General features: G+C 59.1%; 13 protein-coding genes. 7 read left to right on the forward strand and 6 right to left on the reverse strand.

Annotated features, from left to right (window positions below; genetic code table 11):
- Nucleotides 1-25: 25 nt before the first annotated feature.
- Nucleotides 26-265, reverse strand: a complete 240-nt coding sequence (locus O3S85_RS09425; RefSeq protein ID WP_269539981.1) for a hypothetical protein — start codon at nucleotides 263-265, stop codon at nucleotides 26-28.
- Nucleotides 266-437: 172 nt separating this feature from the next.
- Here O3S85_RS09425 and fusA point away from each other — a divergent pair, with 172 nt between their 5' ends.
- Both fusA and O3S85_RS09435 read left to right on the forward strand, forming a co-directional pair.
- On the forward strand, nucleotides 438-2,543 hold the full coding sequence (gene fusA, locus O3S85_RS09430) for an elongation factor G (protein WP_269539983.1): 2,106 nt from the start codon (nucleotides 438-440) through the stop codon (nucleotides 2,541-2,543).
- Between the two features lie 110 nt (nucleotides 2,544-2,653).
- The gene (locus O3S85_RS09435; RefSeq protein WP_269539985.1) at nucleotides 2,654-3,496 is read left to right on the forward strand and encodes an alpha/beta hydrolase; all 843 of its coding nucleotides are present in this window, start codon (nucleotides 2,654-2,656) and stop codon (nucleotides 3,494-3,496) included.
- A 322-nt stretch (nucleotides 3,497-3,818) separates the two neighbouring features.
- On the opposite strand, the gene O3S85_RS09440 is transcribed toward O3S85_RS09435, so the two are convergent.
- Nucleotides 3,819-4,586 carry a glycerophosphodiester phosphodiesterase family protein gene (locus O3S85_RS09440; RefSeq protein WP_269539986.1) on the reverse strand — a complete coding sequence of 256 codons (768 nt, stop codon included), beginning with the start codon at nucleotides 4,584-4,586 and terminating at the stop codon, nucleotides 3,819-3,821.
- Between the two features lie 103 nt (nucleotides 4,587-4,689).
- Between O3S85_RS09440 and O3S85_RS09445 the strand changes: the two genes are divergently transcribed.
- The 3 genes from O3S85_RS09445 (at nucleotide 4,690) to O3S85_RS09455 (ending at nucleotide 6,559) form a co-directional block, all read left to right on the forward strand.
- Nucleotides 4,690-5,076: a winged helix-turn-helix transcriptional regulator gene (locus O3S85_RS09445; RefSeq protein ID WP_269539988.1), complete on the forward strand. Its 387-nt coding sequence runs from the start codon at nucleotides 4,690-4,692 to the stop codon at nucleotides 5,074-5,076.
- A 51-nt stretch (nucleotides 5,077-5,127) separates the two neighbouring features.
- Entirely contained in the window at nucleotides 5,128-5,775 is a 648-nt protein-coding gene (locus tag O3S85_RS09450) for an FMN-dependent NADH-azoreductase (RefSeq protein WP_269539989.1), read from the forward strand.
- A gap of 79 nt (nucleotides 5,776-5,854) precedes the next feature.
- A complete protein-coding gene (locus tag O3S85_RS09455) occupies nucleotides 5,855-6,559 on the forward strand; it encodes a PEP-CTERM sorting domain-containing protein (protein ID WP_269539990.1) in 705 nt (234 codons plus the stop codon).
- A gap of 136 nt (nucleotides 6,560-6,695) precedes the next feature.
- On the opposite strand, the gene udk is transcribed toward O3S85_RS09455, so the two are convergent.
- Entirely contained in the window at nucleotides 6,696-7,286 is a 591-nt protein-coding gene (gene udk, locus O3S85_RS09460) for a uridine kinase (RefSeq protein WP_269539991.1), read from the reverse strand.
- A 44-nt stretch (nucleotides 7,287-7,330) separates the two neighbouring features.
- Entirely contained in the window at nucleotides 7,331-8,350 is a 1,020-nt protein-coding gene (locus tag O3S85_RS09465; protein ID WP_269539993.1) for an SAM-dependent methyltransferase, read from the reverse strand.
- A 136-nt stretch (nucleotides 8,351-8,486) separates the two neighbouring features.
- On the opposite strand from O3S85_RS09465, the gene O3S85_RS09470 reads away from it, so the two are divergent.
- Complete coding sequence (locus tag O3S85_RS09470) at nucleotides 8,487-9,701, forward strand: DEAD/DEAH box helicase (RefSeq protein WP_269539994.1); 1,215 nt, start codon at nucleotides 8,487-8,489, stop codon at nucleotides 9,699-9,701.
- 166 nt (nucleotides 9,702-9,867) lie between these two features.
- Here O3S85_RS09470 and lpxB read toward each other — a convergent pair whose 3' ends face one another.
- On the reverse strand, nucleotides 9,868-11,025 hold the full coding sequence (lpxB, locus tag O3S85_RS09475) for a lipid-A-disaccharide synthase (protein WP_269539995.1): 1,158 nt from the start codon (nucleotides 11,023-11,025) through the stop codon (nucleotides 9,868-9,870).
- 74 nt (nucleotides 11,026-11,099) lie between these two features.
- A complete protein-coding gene (locus tag O3S85_RS09480; protein WP_269539996.1) occupies nucleotides 11,100-12,089 on the reverse strand; it encodes a Gfo/Idh/MocA family protein in 990 nt (329 codons plus the stop codon).
- A 118-nt stretch (nucleotides 12,090-12,207) separates the two neighbouring features.
- Between O3S85_RS09480 and O3S85_RS09485 the strand changes: the two genes are divergently transcribed.
- The gene (locus O3S85_RS09485; RefSeq protein ID WP_269539997.1) at nucleotides 12,208-14,352 is read left to right on the forward strand and encodes a heparinase II/III domain-containing protein; all 2,145 of its coding nucleotides are present in this window, start codon (nucleotides 12,208-12,210) and stop codon (nucleotides 14,350-14,352) included.
- Nucleotides 14,353-14,365 lie beyond the last annotated feature (13 nt).

A 14,365-nucleotide genomic window follows, 5' to 3' on the forward strand; every position in this document is an offset into this window, starting at 1 on the left:
CTTTTAGTTGCTGCAAAGGACGGGATTAGTTGCCCGTGTTGCCAATGGCACCTTCCATCTGCTGCTCTTCATAGCTGTTGAGCAGGCCGCTTTGCTCCATACCTTCGACGTCGTTGGTCTGGCGTTGGTTGAGGTCTTGCGTCACCGCGCCGGTGCTATCACTCATGGGTTCCTGGGAAAGGACGGCCTTTTCGCCGGCGTCTTCGTAGTTCTTGCAGCCAACCATTGCGGCGGCCAGGGCGAGTAGGCAAACGGTGTATTTCATGTCGTTAACATGGCACACCTGAACGCTTGGACAATATAAAAGTCCTGTATTCGGCGAAAAATGCCGCCTTTTGCACGACTATAAGAGTTATGCTTGTCAAGCGGGCAAATATTTGCTCCTTGGAGCGTTCTTTTGGCTCCAAGTAGCCGCGAAATCCAAACTGTAAACCACCGTGACAGACCTATCCAAATACCGAAACATCGGCATCTTCGCCCACGTTGACGCCGGTAAAACGACCACGACCGAACGCATTCTCAAGCTCACCGGCAAGATTCACAAGCTGGGTGAAGTGCACGACGGCGCGGCTACGACTGACTTCATGGAGCAGGAACAGGAGCGCGGCATTACGATTCAATCCGCCGCCACGACTTGTTTCTGGCCCGGCAGCACCCAGCAGTGGGAGCCGCACCGCTTCAATATCATCGACACTCCCGGTCACGTGGACTTCACCATCGAAGTTTACCGCTCCCTGAAGGTGCTCGACGGCGGTATCGGCGTGTTCTGCGGCTCCGGCGGCGTTGAGCCCCAGTCCGAAACCAACTGGCGTTACGCGAACGACTCCAAGGTCGCCCGTGTTATCTACGTCAACAAGCTCGACCGTATTGGCGCGAATTTCTACAACGTCGTCAAGCAGGTGAAGAACGTCCTCGGCGCCAAGCCGCTGGTGATGGTTCTCCCGATCGGCGAGGAAAGCAATTTCAAGGGCGTTGTCGACCTGCTCACCCGCAAGGCTTGGGTCTGGGACGAAACCGGCGATCCGCTGAATTACAGCATCCAGGACGTTCCCGCCGACATGGTGGACGACGTGGAGAAATACCGCGAAGAGCTCATCGAAACTGCAGTTGAGCAGGACGATGACATCATGGAGCAGTACCTCGGCGGCGAAGAACCTTCGCTCGAAGACATTAAGCGCTGCATCCGCAAGGGCACCATCGCTCTGGACTTCTTCCCGACCTACTGCGGCAGCTCCTTTAAGAACAAGGGCGTGCAGAACGTGCTGGACGGCGTCGTGGAGTTCCTCCCGAACCCGACCGAAGTTCCGCCTCAGCCGGAAATGGACCTCGAAGGTAACGAAACCGGTAAGGTTGCCACCGTTGCCATCGACAAGCCCTTCCGCGCGCTTGCGTTTAAGATCATGGACGACAAATACGGCGCCCTGACCTTTACCCGCATTTACTCCGGCAGCATCAAGAAGGGCGACAGCGTCCTGAACACCTTCACCCGGAAGACGGAGCGCATCGGCCGCATTATTGAAATGCACGCCAATGACCGTAACGAAGTCGACGGCGCACAAGCCGGTGACATCGTCGCTCTGCTCGGTATGAAGAACACGCAGACCGGTCACACCCTCGCCGATCCGGACAATCCCGGCACGCTCGAGCCGATGGTCTTCCCAGACCCGGTTATCAGCATCGCCGTTGCTCCGAAGGATAAGGGTGCCGCTGAAAAGATGGGCATCGCCATCGGTAAGATGGTCGCTGAAGACCCGTCCTTCCGCGTTGAGACCGACGAAGACTCCGGCGAAACCATCCTGAAGGGCATGGGCGAGCTTCACCTCGATATTAAGGTCGACATCATGAAGCGCACCTACGGCGTGGAAGTGAACGTGGGTAAGCCACAGGTAGCCTACCGCGAATCCATCACCCAGCCGATTTCCGACAGCTACACCCACAAGAAGCAGTCCGGTGGTTCGGGTCAGTTCGCGAAGATCGACTACTCCATCGAGCCAGCCGAACCGGGCGAAGGTTACTCCTTCGAGTCCAAGGTTGTTGGTGGTAACGTGCCGAAGGAATTCTGGCCGGCAGTCGACAAGGGCTTCAAGTCTTCCATCGAAAAGGGTGTTCTCGCTGGCTACCCGCTGGTCGACGTCAAGTTCGTCCTCAACGACGGTGCCTTCCACGCGGTTGACTCCTCGGCGATTGCGTTCGAAGTGGCCGCCAAGGCTGCTTACCGCCAGTCGATCCCGAAGGCCGGTCCGCAGATTCTTGAGCCGATCATGAAGCTCGACGTCTTCGTGCCCGAGGACTACATCGGTGATGCCATTGGTGACCTCAACCGTCGTCGCGGCATGATCAAGTCCCAGGAGCCGACCAACGGCGGCATCCGCATCAAGGCGGACGCACCGCTTGGTGAAATGTTCGGTTACATCGGTGACCTGCGTGGTATGACCTCTGGTCGTGGCCAGTTCTCCATGGAGTTCAGCCACTACGCCGCCGCTCCGCGCAACATCGCGGACGCCGTCATCACTGAAGCCCAAAAGCGCAACGAAAAGAAGTAGCAACGAGCGTTGCTTCCTTTCGCAAAGTTACTTTGCAAAACAAAGCTCCCGGTTATTTGCCGGGAGCTTTTTTTGCTTTTCGACCTGAGCAAATTGGCAATGCTGGTGGCATGTCCCCCACCTTGTTTGACCCCGATGTCCGCGTCGAATCCGACGTGACTTACCTTGATCCCGCGCGTGCTGAAAAGCTCGATGTCTATCTGCCGCCGGCAGACATGCCCGGGCCTTATCCGGCGGTGCTGCTGATCCATGGGGGCGGGTGGCGCATCTTGGACAAGGCGCAGGACCGCGAGAAGAACATCGGCTACACCTTTGCCAAGGCGGGCTACGCAGTCTTTTCCATCAACTACGCGCTCAACGAGATCACGAAAGACCCCGTCACGGGCAAGATTGTCTCGGAGAAAGTCGTCTGGCCACAGAACCTTTTCGACTGCAAGACGGCGCTTCGGTGGATTCGTCGCCACGCCAGCCAATACCAGGTGGACGGCTCGCGCATCGCGACGATGGGCGGCTCTGCGGGTGGTCACTTGGCCACGCTGGTCGCTGCCACCGCCAAAGACGAAGCGATGAACCGCGGTGGACTTTATCTGGAAGAGTCCAACGCCGTTACCTGCGTGCTGAATTTTTACGGAGTCACGGTTCCGCGTGATCGCTGGGTGGCCTGCTTCCGTGGGGCGACCGACGCGGAGACCGAAGCCAACATGAAGGCGTGCTCCCCGCTGACTTATCTGGACGACGACTTTCCGCCTATTTTCATCACGCATGGTTCGGGTGACGCCACGGTCGAGGTGGATTACTCCCGCGAATTCGTGGCCGAGCTCGCCCGCCGCAAGCTGCCTTACTGGTATTTTGAAATCGGCAATGCCCCGCACACCTACAACCTGCAACCCGAGCACATGGACCTCCGCCCGCTGGTTCTCCAATTCCTCAAAGAGCAACTTGCCGGGAGGTAGACGTTCCTAGGGCCAACGGACATTCAACTTTCAGAAAATTTGCCCCAACGGGGCTACGCATCAAGAGCCCAGGGTTGGCTTGAGGCCGCAGAGCGGCTGAACGCCTACCCTGGGAATACGAATACGTAAATTGCCTATCCCAACGGGATTGCGCAAAACGACATCTTGCGCAGCCCCGTTGGGGCTGGGAGATAACCGAGCATCCAGTTTCCCAGGGTAGCGCTTCCCGCAAGCGGTTCGCTTTAACCCTGGGCTATAGTTGCGTAGCCCCGTTGGGGCAGTATTTGCAGCAATCAAGATATAAAATGAATGTCCGTTAGCCCTAGGGCTGCGTTCCTAAGGCTGCTGCAATGACGCCGGGCACATTGGTGGTGATGCTGTCGACGCCGGCAGTCGCCAAATATTGGGCAAGCGGCGGCTGATCCACCGTCCACACATGCACATCGAGCCCCTCATCTTTCAGTAGCTGGATATTGTGTGGCGTGAGCGGTCCTTTGGCGGACAGGCTGACCGCATCGGCATTCACTTGCTTGGCCAGTAGCATGACCGAGCGGATGTTGGGGGTTACCGAATTGTGGGTTACCCGAAAAGAAATGAGTAGGCTGGTCTGAATGTCCGGTTGCTGCCGCTCGATGTCTTTGATGATTGCTGGTTCGAACGAAATTACCAGGAGCTGGTTGATCGGAAATTTACTCTCCGCAAGCTCGGTTAAAAACGGAGCCACCAGATTTGGATCTTCCTTTAGTTCGATGACTGCTAGTTTGTCCGATGGCACCGTCTCTAAAACTTCGGTGAGCGTCGGCATGCGCTCCTCGGCGAATCGCTTGTCTTTCCAGGAGCCCACATCGATCTCCCGGAGTATTGCCCAGTCGGTTTCATGGACATTACGGATTTGCGTTGAAATTTCGCTCGTCGAGGCATCATGGATGCACACCAATTGCCCATCTCGGGAAAGGCGGAAGTCAGCCTCGATGGCATCGGCCCCTTGCTCCCAGGCCAGTTTGAAAGCGGCCAAGGTATTCTCTGGCGCATCGGCGGAAGCACCACGATGAGCAACGACCAGAGGCGTGGCACTCGCGGTGAGTGTCATTGTGAAACTGGCTAGGAGAAATGCGAATTTACCCATTGTGTAAGTTTATCACTTTTGCCGTTCGACACTTGCGCAGGCGCCCCGGTTCCACACACTTGTCGCTATGGAGCAAGCTGCCAGGAGCGCCCCACCTCCGATAACCATCGACCCATTGCAGGAGCAGTGTGGCGTGCGTGCGGCGTTGGATGTCGTGCGCGGGCGGTGGAAGCCGTTCATCATGTATGAGCTTCATATGCGGCGTTGTCGCTACTCGGAGCTGCAGGCGGCGATTCCACAAGTGTCGGCGCAGGCGTTGACCAAGCAACTGCGTGAGCTGGAGCACGATGGCGTCGTCAAGCGGACCGTGATCGACGACTCCCCGGTGCGCGTGGTTTACGAGCTGACGGAATTTGGCTGGACCCTGGGCGATATCCTGGACCGCCTCGAAGAGTGGGGTAATGACTTCCTGAAGCGGCGCAATCCCGGGCACCAGTCACAAGTTTGTGAGTAGCTCACTATCTTGAGACTAAACAGCGCGGCGGCCCTCGTTTATACTGAGGGCATGGAAACATTACTTGTCATCAACTCCAGCGGACGGCGCACGCGGTCCATCACGCGTCGGCTCACTAGCCGCTTCATTGAACAATGGCGCTCGGCGCACCCGGACGGCGAAGTCATTGAGCGCGACGTGACGGCCACACCGCCGCCCGTTGTAACGGAAAACTGGGTCGCCGGTGCATTCTCCGATCCCGCCAGCCACACTGCCGAGCATCGTGCGGCCCTCGCGCCCAGCGATGAGATCATTGCCGAGGTGAAGCGCGCTGACGCCATCGTGATCGGCTCGCCGATTTATAACTTTGGCATGCCGGCGCAGCTCAAGGCGTGGATCGATCAACTCGTCCGCGCGGGCGTTACCTTCGGCTTCGATCCGAGTCAGGACCCCGCCTATCAGCCTTTGCTGGAATCCAAGCCGGTCACGGTGATCGTCTCTGCGGGCGACGGCGCGATGCACCCCGGGGGCGCGCTTTGGCCGATGAATCACTTCGAGCCGCACTTGCAGACCGTACTTGGTTTTATCGGATTGCCGGACATTGAGTTTATCCGCGTTGGCTATGACGAATATCAGGATGAACGACTCAAGAATTCCCTGGCCACCGCGGAGCAACGGGTGGCGGAAAGAGCAACTGCCTCGTCGCCGGCCGTCTGCTGATTGGACGCAATTGAGCTTGCCCGTGAGCATTGCATAATCTATCTGGTCTGGGATGCTTAAGCACCTACTACTGCTTTCCATGACTGGCGCCGCTGTGTCCGCAAGTGCGTTTACCACCGTTTTCTCGGACGGCGACTTCGACCCAATTTGGAATACCGTCATGCCGACCAATGGCACGACTACGGATCCCGATGCGGGTGGCGGCGGAAGCCAGACGACCTCGGTGAGCGCCACTGGCGGCAACCCGGGTGCCTTTCTCGATATACTTCTCAATATCGGCAGCAGTAACCGCATCGTGGGCACGTTTTCCTGGCGTGATGACTTCACCATCGATCCGGCGGCGGTGGGTGGCATCACGAATATCAGCTATAGCTTCGACGCCAAACGCGGCGCTTCGAACAATCCCGGCAACGCGCAGGCCTTCGGCATGGCGATCGAGCAAAACGGCATCCACTACTACAGTTACAACGCCAATTCTCTTACGGACTGGAACAACTATTCGGATAGCGACTTCACCATCGGCGAGCTCGCAGTCTATCCGGGCGAGCAAGACGAAGCCGCTGCCGGCGGATTTGAAACGCCTGACTTTTCCGCCTCCGGTGCGCCGATCACCTTTGGCTACATGCGCCTCAATTCCACGGTAGGCGCGGCGGCCTTTATTCACGGATTTATGGACAACTACTCGGTGACTGTGGACCACGTGCTCGTCCCCGAGCCATCCACGTATGCTTTGGCGCTCGGCGCTGTGATGTTGGTGGGCGTTGTCGTGCGCCGTCGTCGCTAAGCTTTGCGTTGCAAAGCTGGTAGGGCGCAGTCTCTTGACAAGCCGCGGCGTTGGAGTGGTTGGGTAAATCTTTGAGGCAGAGTGGCGGCTTGTCTGGAGACTGCGCCCTACCTTCAGCTAACTTTGCAGTGCAAAGTTAGCTTGTGAAAAGCGCATCAATCCGCGCTTTCACGGTTTCCAGCGCGGCTTCCAAATCCTGCCCGTCGACGACGATATCCGCCATCGCCTTTTGCGGCGTCACGTAGCGCTCATGCATGGGGCGGACGGAGGTCAAGTATTGCTCAACGACGTTGTCCACATCGCGGCCGCGTTCCTTGATGTCGCGCACCAATCGGCGCGCCAGCCGAATGTCGTTCGGGCAATCCACAAACACGCTGAAGTCCAGCCGCTCGCGAATAGCGGGCCAATGCAGCGGGAACAGGCCCTCGATGATCAGCAGCTCAAAGTCGGCAGAAAACATCTCATACCCCGCCCGCGAGTGCGTGTGGTAATCATAGACGGGAACCTCCACATCACGCCCTTCGCAAAGCGACTCCACCACCGGCAAGAGTAGCTCCTCCTCCAGCGCCTCGGGTGCATCCCAACTGGTTACGGGCGGCCCACGGTAAAAGCGGTCAATCTCCAGCACGGTAACTTTGCGATCCGACAACGCCTCGACCAGCCGCCGCGTGAGCGTCGTCTTGCCACTGGCCGTTCCGCCGCAGATGCCGATGATGCGTGCTGTCATTGATCAGCAGTATTTAATGTTTGTAGGTTTGTCGCAAGCTGGAATCAGCCAATCTCTACCCGCTGCTCCAGCGTCTGGAAGGCACCTCCGGCGCCGAAGGGGTTGGCAAGGAAGGCGAGGGCGGGGTCGTCTTTGGCGCGGGCTTCCGCGTCGGGGAGCCATTGTTCGAGGAACCCGACTTGTGGGAGTAGGCCGACCGTTTGCCAGCCGAGCTGCTCGCCCCAGCGCTGGAGGTCGGCAAAGTTGACGTCGCAGGTCAGGTCTTGCTGGCCGGCGTGGGCGTAGATCGCGTCGCCATTGATGCCCTCCTGATTGCGGTAGGCGCGGACCTCGCCTGCGGGGTAGGCGGCACCGTAATCAATCGTTAGCATGCGGCCGCGGCGCCAGTCGGCGAGCTCGGCCTCGAGCCAGGCATGGTAGCTCGGGTGGATGAAGATGCGCTGACCGTCGCGGGGGCGGGCGGGGGCGTCGGCGTCGACAGCGTCCGTGAACGGCAGGAGACCCTCGACGAGCTCGTCGCCTTGGAGGCGCAGGCCGACTTCGCGCCAGTCCTCGCCATCCCAGCAGAGTTGCCGCGCGGGAAAGGCGTCCACCAGCTCGTTGCTAAAAATGATCGCATGGCCGTCGGCTGCCTCGAGCGCGTCGGGCATACCATCGTGGACGGTAAATCCGAGTTCCCTGGCCTTGGGTGCCAGCGCCTTGCGCAACCCGGGGGAGGTCTCCACGGCGGAATAGGGGACCGCCGGGCCGCCCAGCGCGCGCCACGCTTTGAGCACGGATTCAGCCAGTGCGCCCACCCCGGCACCAGCCTCGATTAGGTGAAAGTCACCGTTGGGGAAATCTTCCTCGGCGCGCGCCATGGCCCAGCGTGCAATGGCCTCGCCAAAGGCCGGGCAGAGGGTGGCAGAGGTGGAGAAATCACCCGTTTTGCCTACTTGCCGCACTTGCGAGCCGTAGTAGCCGTGATCGGGGTCGTAGAGGGCGAAGCCCATGAATTGCGCAAAGGTGATCGCGCCGCCTTCGCGTTGAATGATGTCGGCCAGCCAGGGTTCGCATTTCGGCATGGTGGGGAGTGTTGGGCAGGCTGCTTTTACCCGCCACCTTTTTCCGTTAATCTTTTTTCATTATTCTCCCGCAGAAGCGGCGTGCGGCTATTTTTCTTTCCAAATGGCGTAAACCCTGTATTAACAGACGCTTTCCATGACATTTGATGAATTGAATTTGCTGCCGGCCGTGGTGCAGGCAGTCCGCGAAAAGGGTTACGAAAACCCGACCCCGATCCAAGCCCAGGCAATCCCTGTAGTGATGGAGGGCAAGGACGTGATTGGCTCTGCCCAGACCGGCACCGGTAAGACGGCCGCCTTCACGCTGCCACTGCTTTCCCGCCTTGAGAAGCACTCCGACAAGTGCCCGCGCGCGCTCATCCTTGAGCCGACGCGCGAGCTGGCTGGCCAGGTGGACGATCAACTCGTTTTTTACGGCAAGCACCAGGATTTGACCAAGTGCCTGATCTACGGCGGCGTGAAATACGGTGCCCAGCTCAAGGCGCTGGAAGAGGGTGCGGATGTCGTCGTGGCCACGCCCGGCCGCCTGATTGACCACATTGAGCAGGGCAATATCGACCTGTCGAACCTCGAAATCCTCGTGCTGGACGAAGTCGACCGCATGCTCGACATGGGCTTCATCGACCAGGTGACGCAGATTGTCCGCAAGTGCCCGAAGGAGCGCCAGACGCTCTTTTTCTCGGCCACCATGGCGGACAAGATTCTCTCGCTGGCCGATTGGGTGCTCAACGACCCGGTGCGCGTCAAGATCGAGTCTAACAGCAAGACGGCCGACACCGTCGACCACGCGATTTTCCCCGTAGACGGCATTCAAAAGTATGACCTGCTCTTGGCTATGCTGGAGAAGTTCGACTACAACAGCGTGCTCGTCTTCACCCGCACCAAGATGGACGCCGACCGCGTTACCCGCTGGTTGCTGGACCACGATCACAAGGTTGCCACGATGCATGCCGACCGCTCCCAGAGCGAACGCCGCGAAGCGCTGCAAGGATTCAAGGAAGGCAAATACGAGATCCTGGTTGCAACGGACATCGCCTCGCGCGGGTTGGATATATCCGGCGTGACGCATGTGATCAATTACAACGTGCCGCAGAACTGCGAAGACTACGTGCACCGTATCGGCCGCACGGGCCGCGCCGCGACTGAGGGCGAAGCTTTCACACTTTATTCCACGGACGAGCTGGCCTTCCTCGACGCCATCGAGCGCTTTATCGAAAAGAAGATTCCCCGCCGCAAGCTGGAGGGCTTCCGCTACCGCACCGAGCCGGATCTCCGCGTTCCCGGCACGGCCATCGCCCGCAAAAAGCGCAACCGCGGCTTCAACAGCAAGCCCGGCGGCTTCCGCCGCTAAGGCTTCGCCTTAGAATCCTCGGTGCTGCGCACCGAGATTGGCGCATTGCGCCAATGGCTAATCCAACTAAAAAAGGTGGCGCGGATCGTCTCGACCCGCAGTTTCATCTGCTCGCGAAAGGTAGGGACGTCTCTCCGAGGCGTCCGCTGCATTACCTATACGCTGCCTATAAAAACTCGGCCAGCCACGCTGCTGCGGCATTGTCTTGGCCTTCGCCGAGTAGCTGTCTCAACTCGCGAGCATCCTGCCGCGCTGATTCTGCTGCCGCCGCGCCATCGGTTAGTTTCGCCAGCTCCCGCGCGAGCACCGCAGGCTTGGCGGCACCTTGCAGGTATTCGGGGTAGGCGGGGCGATCCAGGAGAATATTCGAAATGCCCAGATACGGAATTTTTACGAGCATGCGGCCCATGACGTAAGTGATGGGATTCGCGCGGTAAACGATGCGCCCGGGGATGCCCGCCAACGCGACTTTGAGCGACATCGTGCCCGAGCTGGTCAGCGTGGCTGAGGCCGCGATATCCGCCTCGGCGGGACGCAGCTCGATCAGCTGATCTGCTTTATGGCGGGTGGCAATGAGCTCCTCCAGCAGTTGCTTAACGGCCGGGCTGGGGTAAAGCGCGACGGCGCGTTTGCTGGCGCGCTCGGCATGGTAGTCGATAAAGGCGTCGATCAGGACCGGGAAGATGCGGCGCACGGGCGTTAGCCGACTGCCCGGCAAGAGCAGGATTGGCGCCTCGGGCTCGTAGCGGATGCCGAGGTTGAAGTCGCTCGCCACGAAGGGGTGGCCGACAAATTTAACCGGCAGATCGGTGTCCTGGTAGCAGTCGACCTCGAATGGGAAAATGACCGCCAGTGAATCGAGCAGCTTTGCCATTTTGAAGCGGCGGTGACCTTTCCACGCCCAAATTTGCGGGCTTATATAATAGAGCAGCGGGATGTCGCCGCCGCCCTTGGCCGCGAGGCCTTCTTTGACGAGGCGCTCGGCCAGGCGGAGGTTAAAGCCCGGGTAGTCGACAAAGCAGATTGCGCGCGGGCGGTGCTCCTGAATCCAGGCGACGACCTGCTCAAACAGCGCCTTGAAAAACCCATAATTTTTCAGCACCTCGGCAATGCCGACTACCGAGTGATCGACGAGGTCAAAGATCACCTGGGCCCCGGCTTCGCGCAATGCCTCGCCCCCCAGCGCGCACACATTGACACCGGGCTTCAGCGAGCTAAGCTGCTTGAGCAGCGTAGCCGCATGCTGGTCACCAGAGTGCTCCCCCGCGACGATAAGCAAGTCCGCCCGCTGGGTTGGTGCCGGCAACTGGATGGGCTCAGGCATGGCGGAAGGCAAAATTCAAAATGAAAAATGCAAAACAGGCGGTGCGTCCTTTGAATTTTTTTTGCATTTTGAATTTATAATTCCAAATTCCCCTTCGCCGCGCTTTCGCGGATCTTTTCGGTGACCTTGATCGCGACTTCGAGTGCGGTTTTGCCGAGCTCGCCGCTGACCTTGGGCGCCGCCTGGTTTTGCACGGCTTCGGCGAAGCCGGCCAGCTCGAGTGCGAGGGGTTCGCCCTTTTCGATGGGGACGTTTTTCTTGCGCAGGCCGAGCTTGGTTTTGCGGATCAAGTGGCCCTTCTGCTCGGCGAAATTCAGCGACAGGTAGGCGTTGCTCTGGAAGAGGCGAATCTCGCGCACCGGCTTCAGGCTGACGCGGCTGGTGTTGATGTTGGCCACGCAGCCGTTGGCAAAGGTCAGGCGGGCGTTGGCAATGTCTTCGGTCTTGGTCAATACGTCGACGCCGACTGCGTCCACACGCTCCAGTGGAGACTTGACCAGTTGCAGGATCACGCCGATGTCGTGGATCATCAGGTCGAGTACGACGCTCACCTCCAGCCCGCGCTCTTTAAATGGTGCCAGCCGGTCGCAGGTGATGAAGCGCGGGTTCGTCACGTATTTTTCGAGGAACGACATGACGGGGTTAAAGTGCTCGATGTGGCCCACTTGCACGATGCGGTCGGCCTCCTTGGCGGCGCTCAGAATGATCTCCGCCTCCTCCAGGCTGGTGCACAGCGGCTTCTCGATTAGCAGATGGCAGCCTTGCTTGAGCAGTATTTGGGCGACCGCGCAGTGGTGGTCGGTCGGGACCACGATGCTGATCGCGTCGCACGCGGCACCGAGCTCTTCCAGGGTTTCGAAGACCTGGCCGCCATGCTCTTTGGCAATCTTTTTGGCGCGCTTGGGGTCGGTATCGTAAATGCCGACCAGCTCGGTCTGCGGCAGGGCTGCGTAGAGGCGGGCATGGTGTTGGCCAAGGTAGCCAACGCCGGCGACGCCACATTTGAGGGGAGCTGTTTTTTCACTCACGCCCGCAAGCTTGGGGATGATGTGGGGCAATGGCACGCCAGAATTTGGAGAAAGATTCCGACTGCCGTCGCCGACCAATATTCGTATCTAACGCTTTATCTTGCTTTAGGCGTTTGCGAGGTACAAGCTTTGATTTATGTTCGTCGCCCCTCGAATGTTACTCGCGATCCTGCTGCTGCCCCTGGCGGTGATGGCGGCCCCGGATTGGGTGGATCAGCCTCTGGCCACTCATCCGCGCCTGTTTCTAAACGAGGAGATCATTAAAACGCTCAAGGCCAACGCCACCGGTCGCGAAGCGGACGTCTATCAGGAGATCAAGGCGCGTGTCGACCGTGCGATGAAGCAGGGGCAGAGCATCCAGTTTATCTTGCATGAAGGCATTCTGGTGGACGCGGCGATCGTGGCCATCGTCAGCGGCGAGGAGAAATACCGGCAGCAGGCCATCGAATGGCTTGGTGAGGGCATCGACCACGTGGAAAAACTTTATGCGCAGCGCAAGGCCTTGGGCTGGTTTTCATTTCAGCGCATGGGGCTCTTCATGGTCTATGACTGGCTTTACGGCAACCTGACTCCCGAGCAACGACGCGATTTCGGCAAACGACTGATGGCCCACGTGGAGCAGATTAACTCGGGCGACGTTATCCCCGGCGAGAATCGTTATGGCTTTCCGGCGGGCGGATTTTACGGCACGTGGAACCTCTTCTGGTATGCGGGGCTGACGCTTCATGGTGAGGGTATCGACGACGCCAAAGCGCTCGAGTGGATACGCCGCGGCTACGATGACTATCAGCAGCTCGCCGAGCATCGGCGCGAGACGGCAGGGGACGACGGGGGGCTGGCCGCGCCCGTTTACGGCTATGCAATGGGTGCCTATCCGCGGGCGGAATGGAACTTTCTGCACACGGTAAACTCCGCCTATGGCCGGAACTTGGCCGCGCAATTCGACTACCTGCCGATGCTGCTCAACTGGGTGACGTGGTCCATCATCGTCGGCGAGGACGGCTTGTATGACTACGGCTATGGCGACTCCCACCACACGAGCAACCGTTTCACCGACTTGAAGGACGTCCACCTGCAGCAGATGCGGTTTTTCTTCCAAGAGGATTACCCGGAGTATGCGCAGCTCGCGCAATACCTGGCCGAGATTAATCCATCTGACCGTAAGGGTGAATACTTCTGGGGCGATCTTTACCCGCTGCTCTTGCCGGAAACGGCGGCTCCGGTCGAGGCAGTCGGGCCGGATGAAGCCTGGCCGCAGGCACGGCACTTTGAGGAGTTTGGGCAGTTCTTCATGCGCTCTGGATTCGAGCCGAGCGACACGTATATTCTCTTCATCGCGGGGGCGAAAAACGCCGGGCACAAGCACTTCGATGAGGGGCATTTTACGATCTTCAAGCAGGGCTTCCAGGCAGTCGATACCGGCACGCGCGACAAGTCCGACGCCGCCTCGCACAAACACATTACCGAATACTACAACCGCACGATTGCCCACAACACGCTTTTGATTAAAATGCCCGACGAGCGGTTTCCACACCATTGGGGCAAGGTCCCGCAGGGCAACGACGGCGGGCAAAACAAGACGAGCGGCTCGGAGATACTCAGCTTTCAGACCAACGAATACTACACCAATATCGTCGCGGACCTGACCCCGGTTTACTCGCCGAAAAAGGTGACGCAGGTTATCCGGCAGTTCCTGTATTTACCGCCGAACCATGTGGTCATCCTCGACCGTGTTTCGAGCAAGGAAGCCGACTACCCGAAGACATGGCTGCTCCATACGCAGACCGAACCGGTGGGCAACGGGCGGCAGTGGTCCGCGCAGACGGACAGTGGCGTAATGCATGTGCAAACGCTGCTCCCCACCGATGCCGAGCGCATGGTGATCGGTGGCCCGGGGCGGGAGTTTGAGGTCGAGGGCGTGAACTATCCGCTGAGCAACAAATACATTGCCAAGGCGCTCATGGGCGACGATGCGGAGACGTTTCAAGATTTGCCGCTGGGCCATTGGCGGGTGGAGGTCTCGCCAGGCCAGGCGCGGGAGAGCGATGTGTTTTTGCACGTGATCGAAGTGGGCGATCGGGCGGATGCCGCCACGATGGCACCAGTCGATTTCCGCGAGACGGCGGAAGCGTGGTTCCTGAAAATCAATCAGGGTCAGCAGGCGGCGATTGTTCGCTTGAGTAAAACGGATCCCAAGGGCGGTGGCGTGCGCATTGAGCGCGGCGGTGATATTATTTTTGAAGAAGACTTCGATGGCGCGATCCAGCCGCAGCAGGGTATCGCCAAGAGAACCAACTAACTTTGCATTACAA

This window comes from Cerasicoccus sp. TK19100 (genome assembly GCF_027257155.1).
Classification (GTDB): Bacteria; Verrucomicrobiota; Verrucomicrobiia; order Opitutales; family Cerasicoccaceae; genus Cerasicoccus; species Cerasicoccus fimbriatus.

Bases quoted from the DNA above. Each gene is read 5' to 3' on its own strand.
- O3S85_RS09425 (WP_269539981.1), bottom strand. From the start codon at position 265: ATGAAATACACCGTTTGCCTACTCGCCCTGGCCGCCGCAATGGTTGGC.
- O3S85_RS09435 (WP_269539985.1), top strand. From the start codon at position 2,654: ATGTCCCCCACCTTGTTTGACCCCGATGTCCGCGTCGAATCCGACGTG.
- O3S85_RS09440 (WP_269539986.1), bottom strand. From the start codon at position 4,586: ATGACACTCACCGCGAGTGCCACGCCTCTGGTCGTTGCTCATCGTGGT.
- O3S85_RS09445 (WP_269539988.1), top strand. From the start codon at position 4,690: ATGGAGCAAGCTGCCAGGAGCGCCCCACCTCCGATAACCATCGACCCA.
- O3S85_RS09450 (WP_269539989.1), top strand. From the start codon at position 5,128: ATGGAAACATTACTTGTCATCAACTCCAGCGGACGGCGCACGCGGTCC.
- O3S85_RS09455 (WP_269539990.1), top strand. From the start codon at position 5,855: ATGACTGGCGCCGCTGTGTCCGCAAGTGCGTTTACCACCGTTTTCTCG.
- udk (WP_269539991.1), bottom strand. From the start codon at position 7,286: ATGACAGCACGCATCATCGGCATCTGCGGCGGAACGGCCAGTGGCAAG.
- O3S85_RS09465 (WP_269539993.1), bottom strand. From the start codon at position 8,350: ATGCCGAAATGCGAACCCTGGCTGGCCGACATCATTCAACGCGAAGGC.
- O3S85_RS09470 (WP_269539994.1), top strand. From the start codon at position 8,487: ATGACATTTGATGAATTGAATTTGCTGCCGGCCGTGGTGCAGGCAGTC.
- lpxB (WP_269539995.1), bottom strand. From the start codon at position 11,025: ATGCCTGAGCCCATCCAGTTGCCGGCACCAACCCAGCGGGCGGACTTG.
- O3S85_RS09485 (WP_269539997.1), top strand. From the start codon at position 12,208: ATGTTACTCGCGATCCTGCTGCTGCCCCTGGCGGTGATGGCGGCCCCG.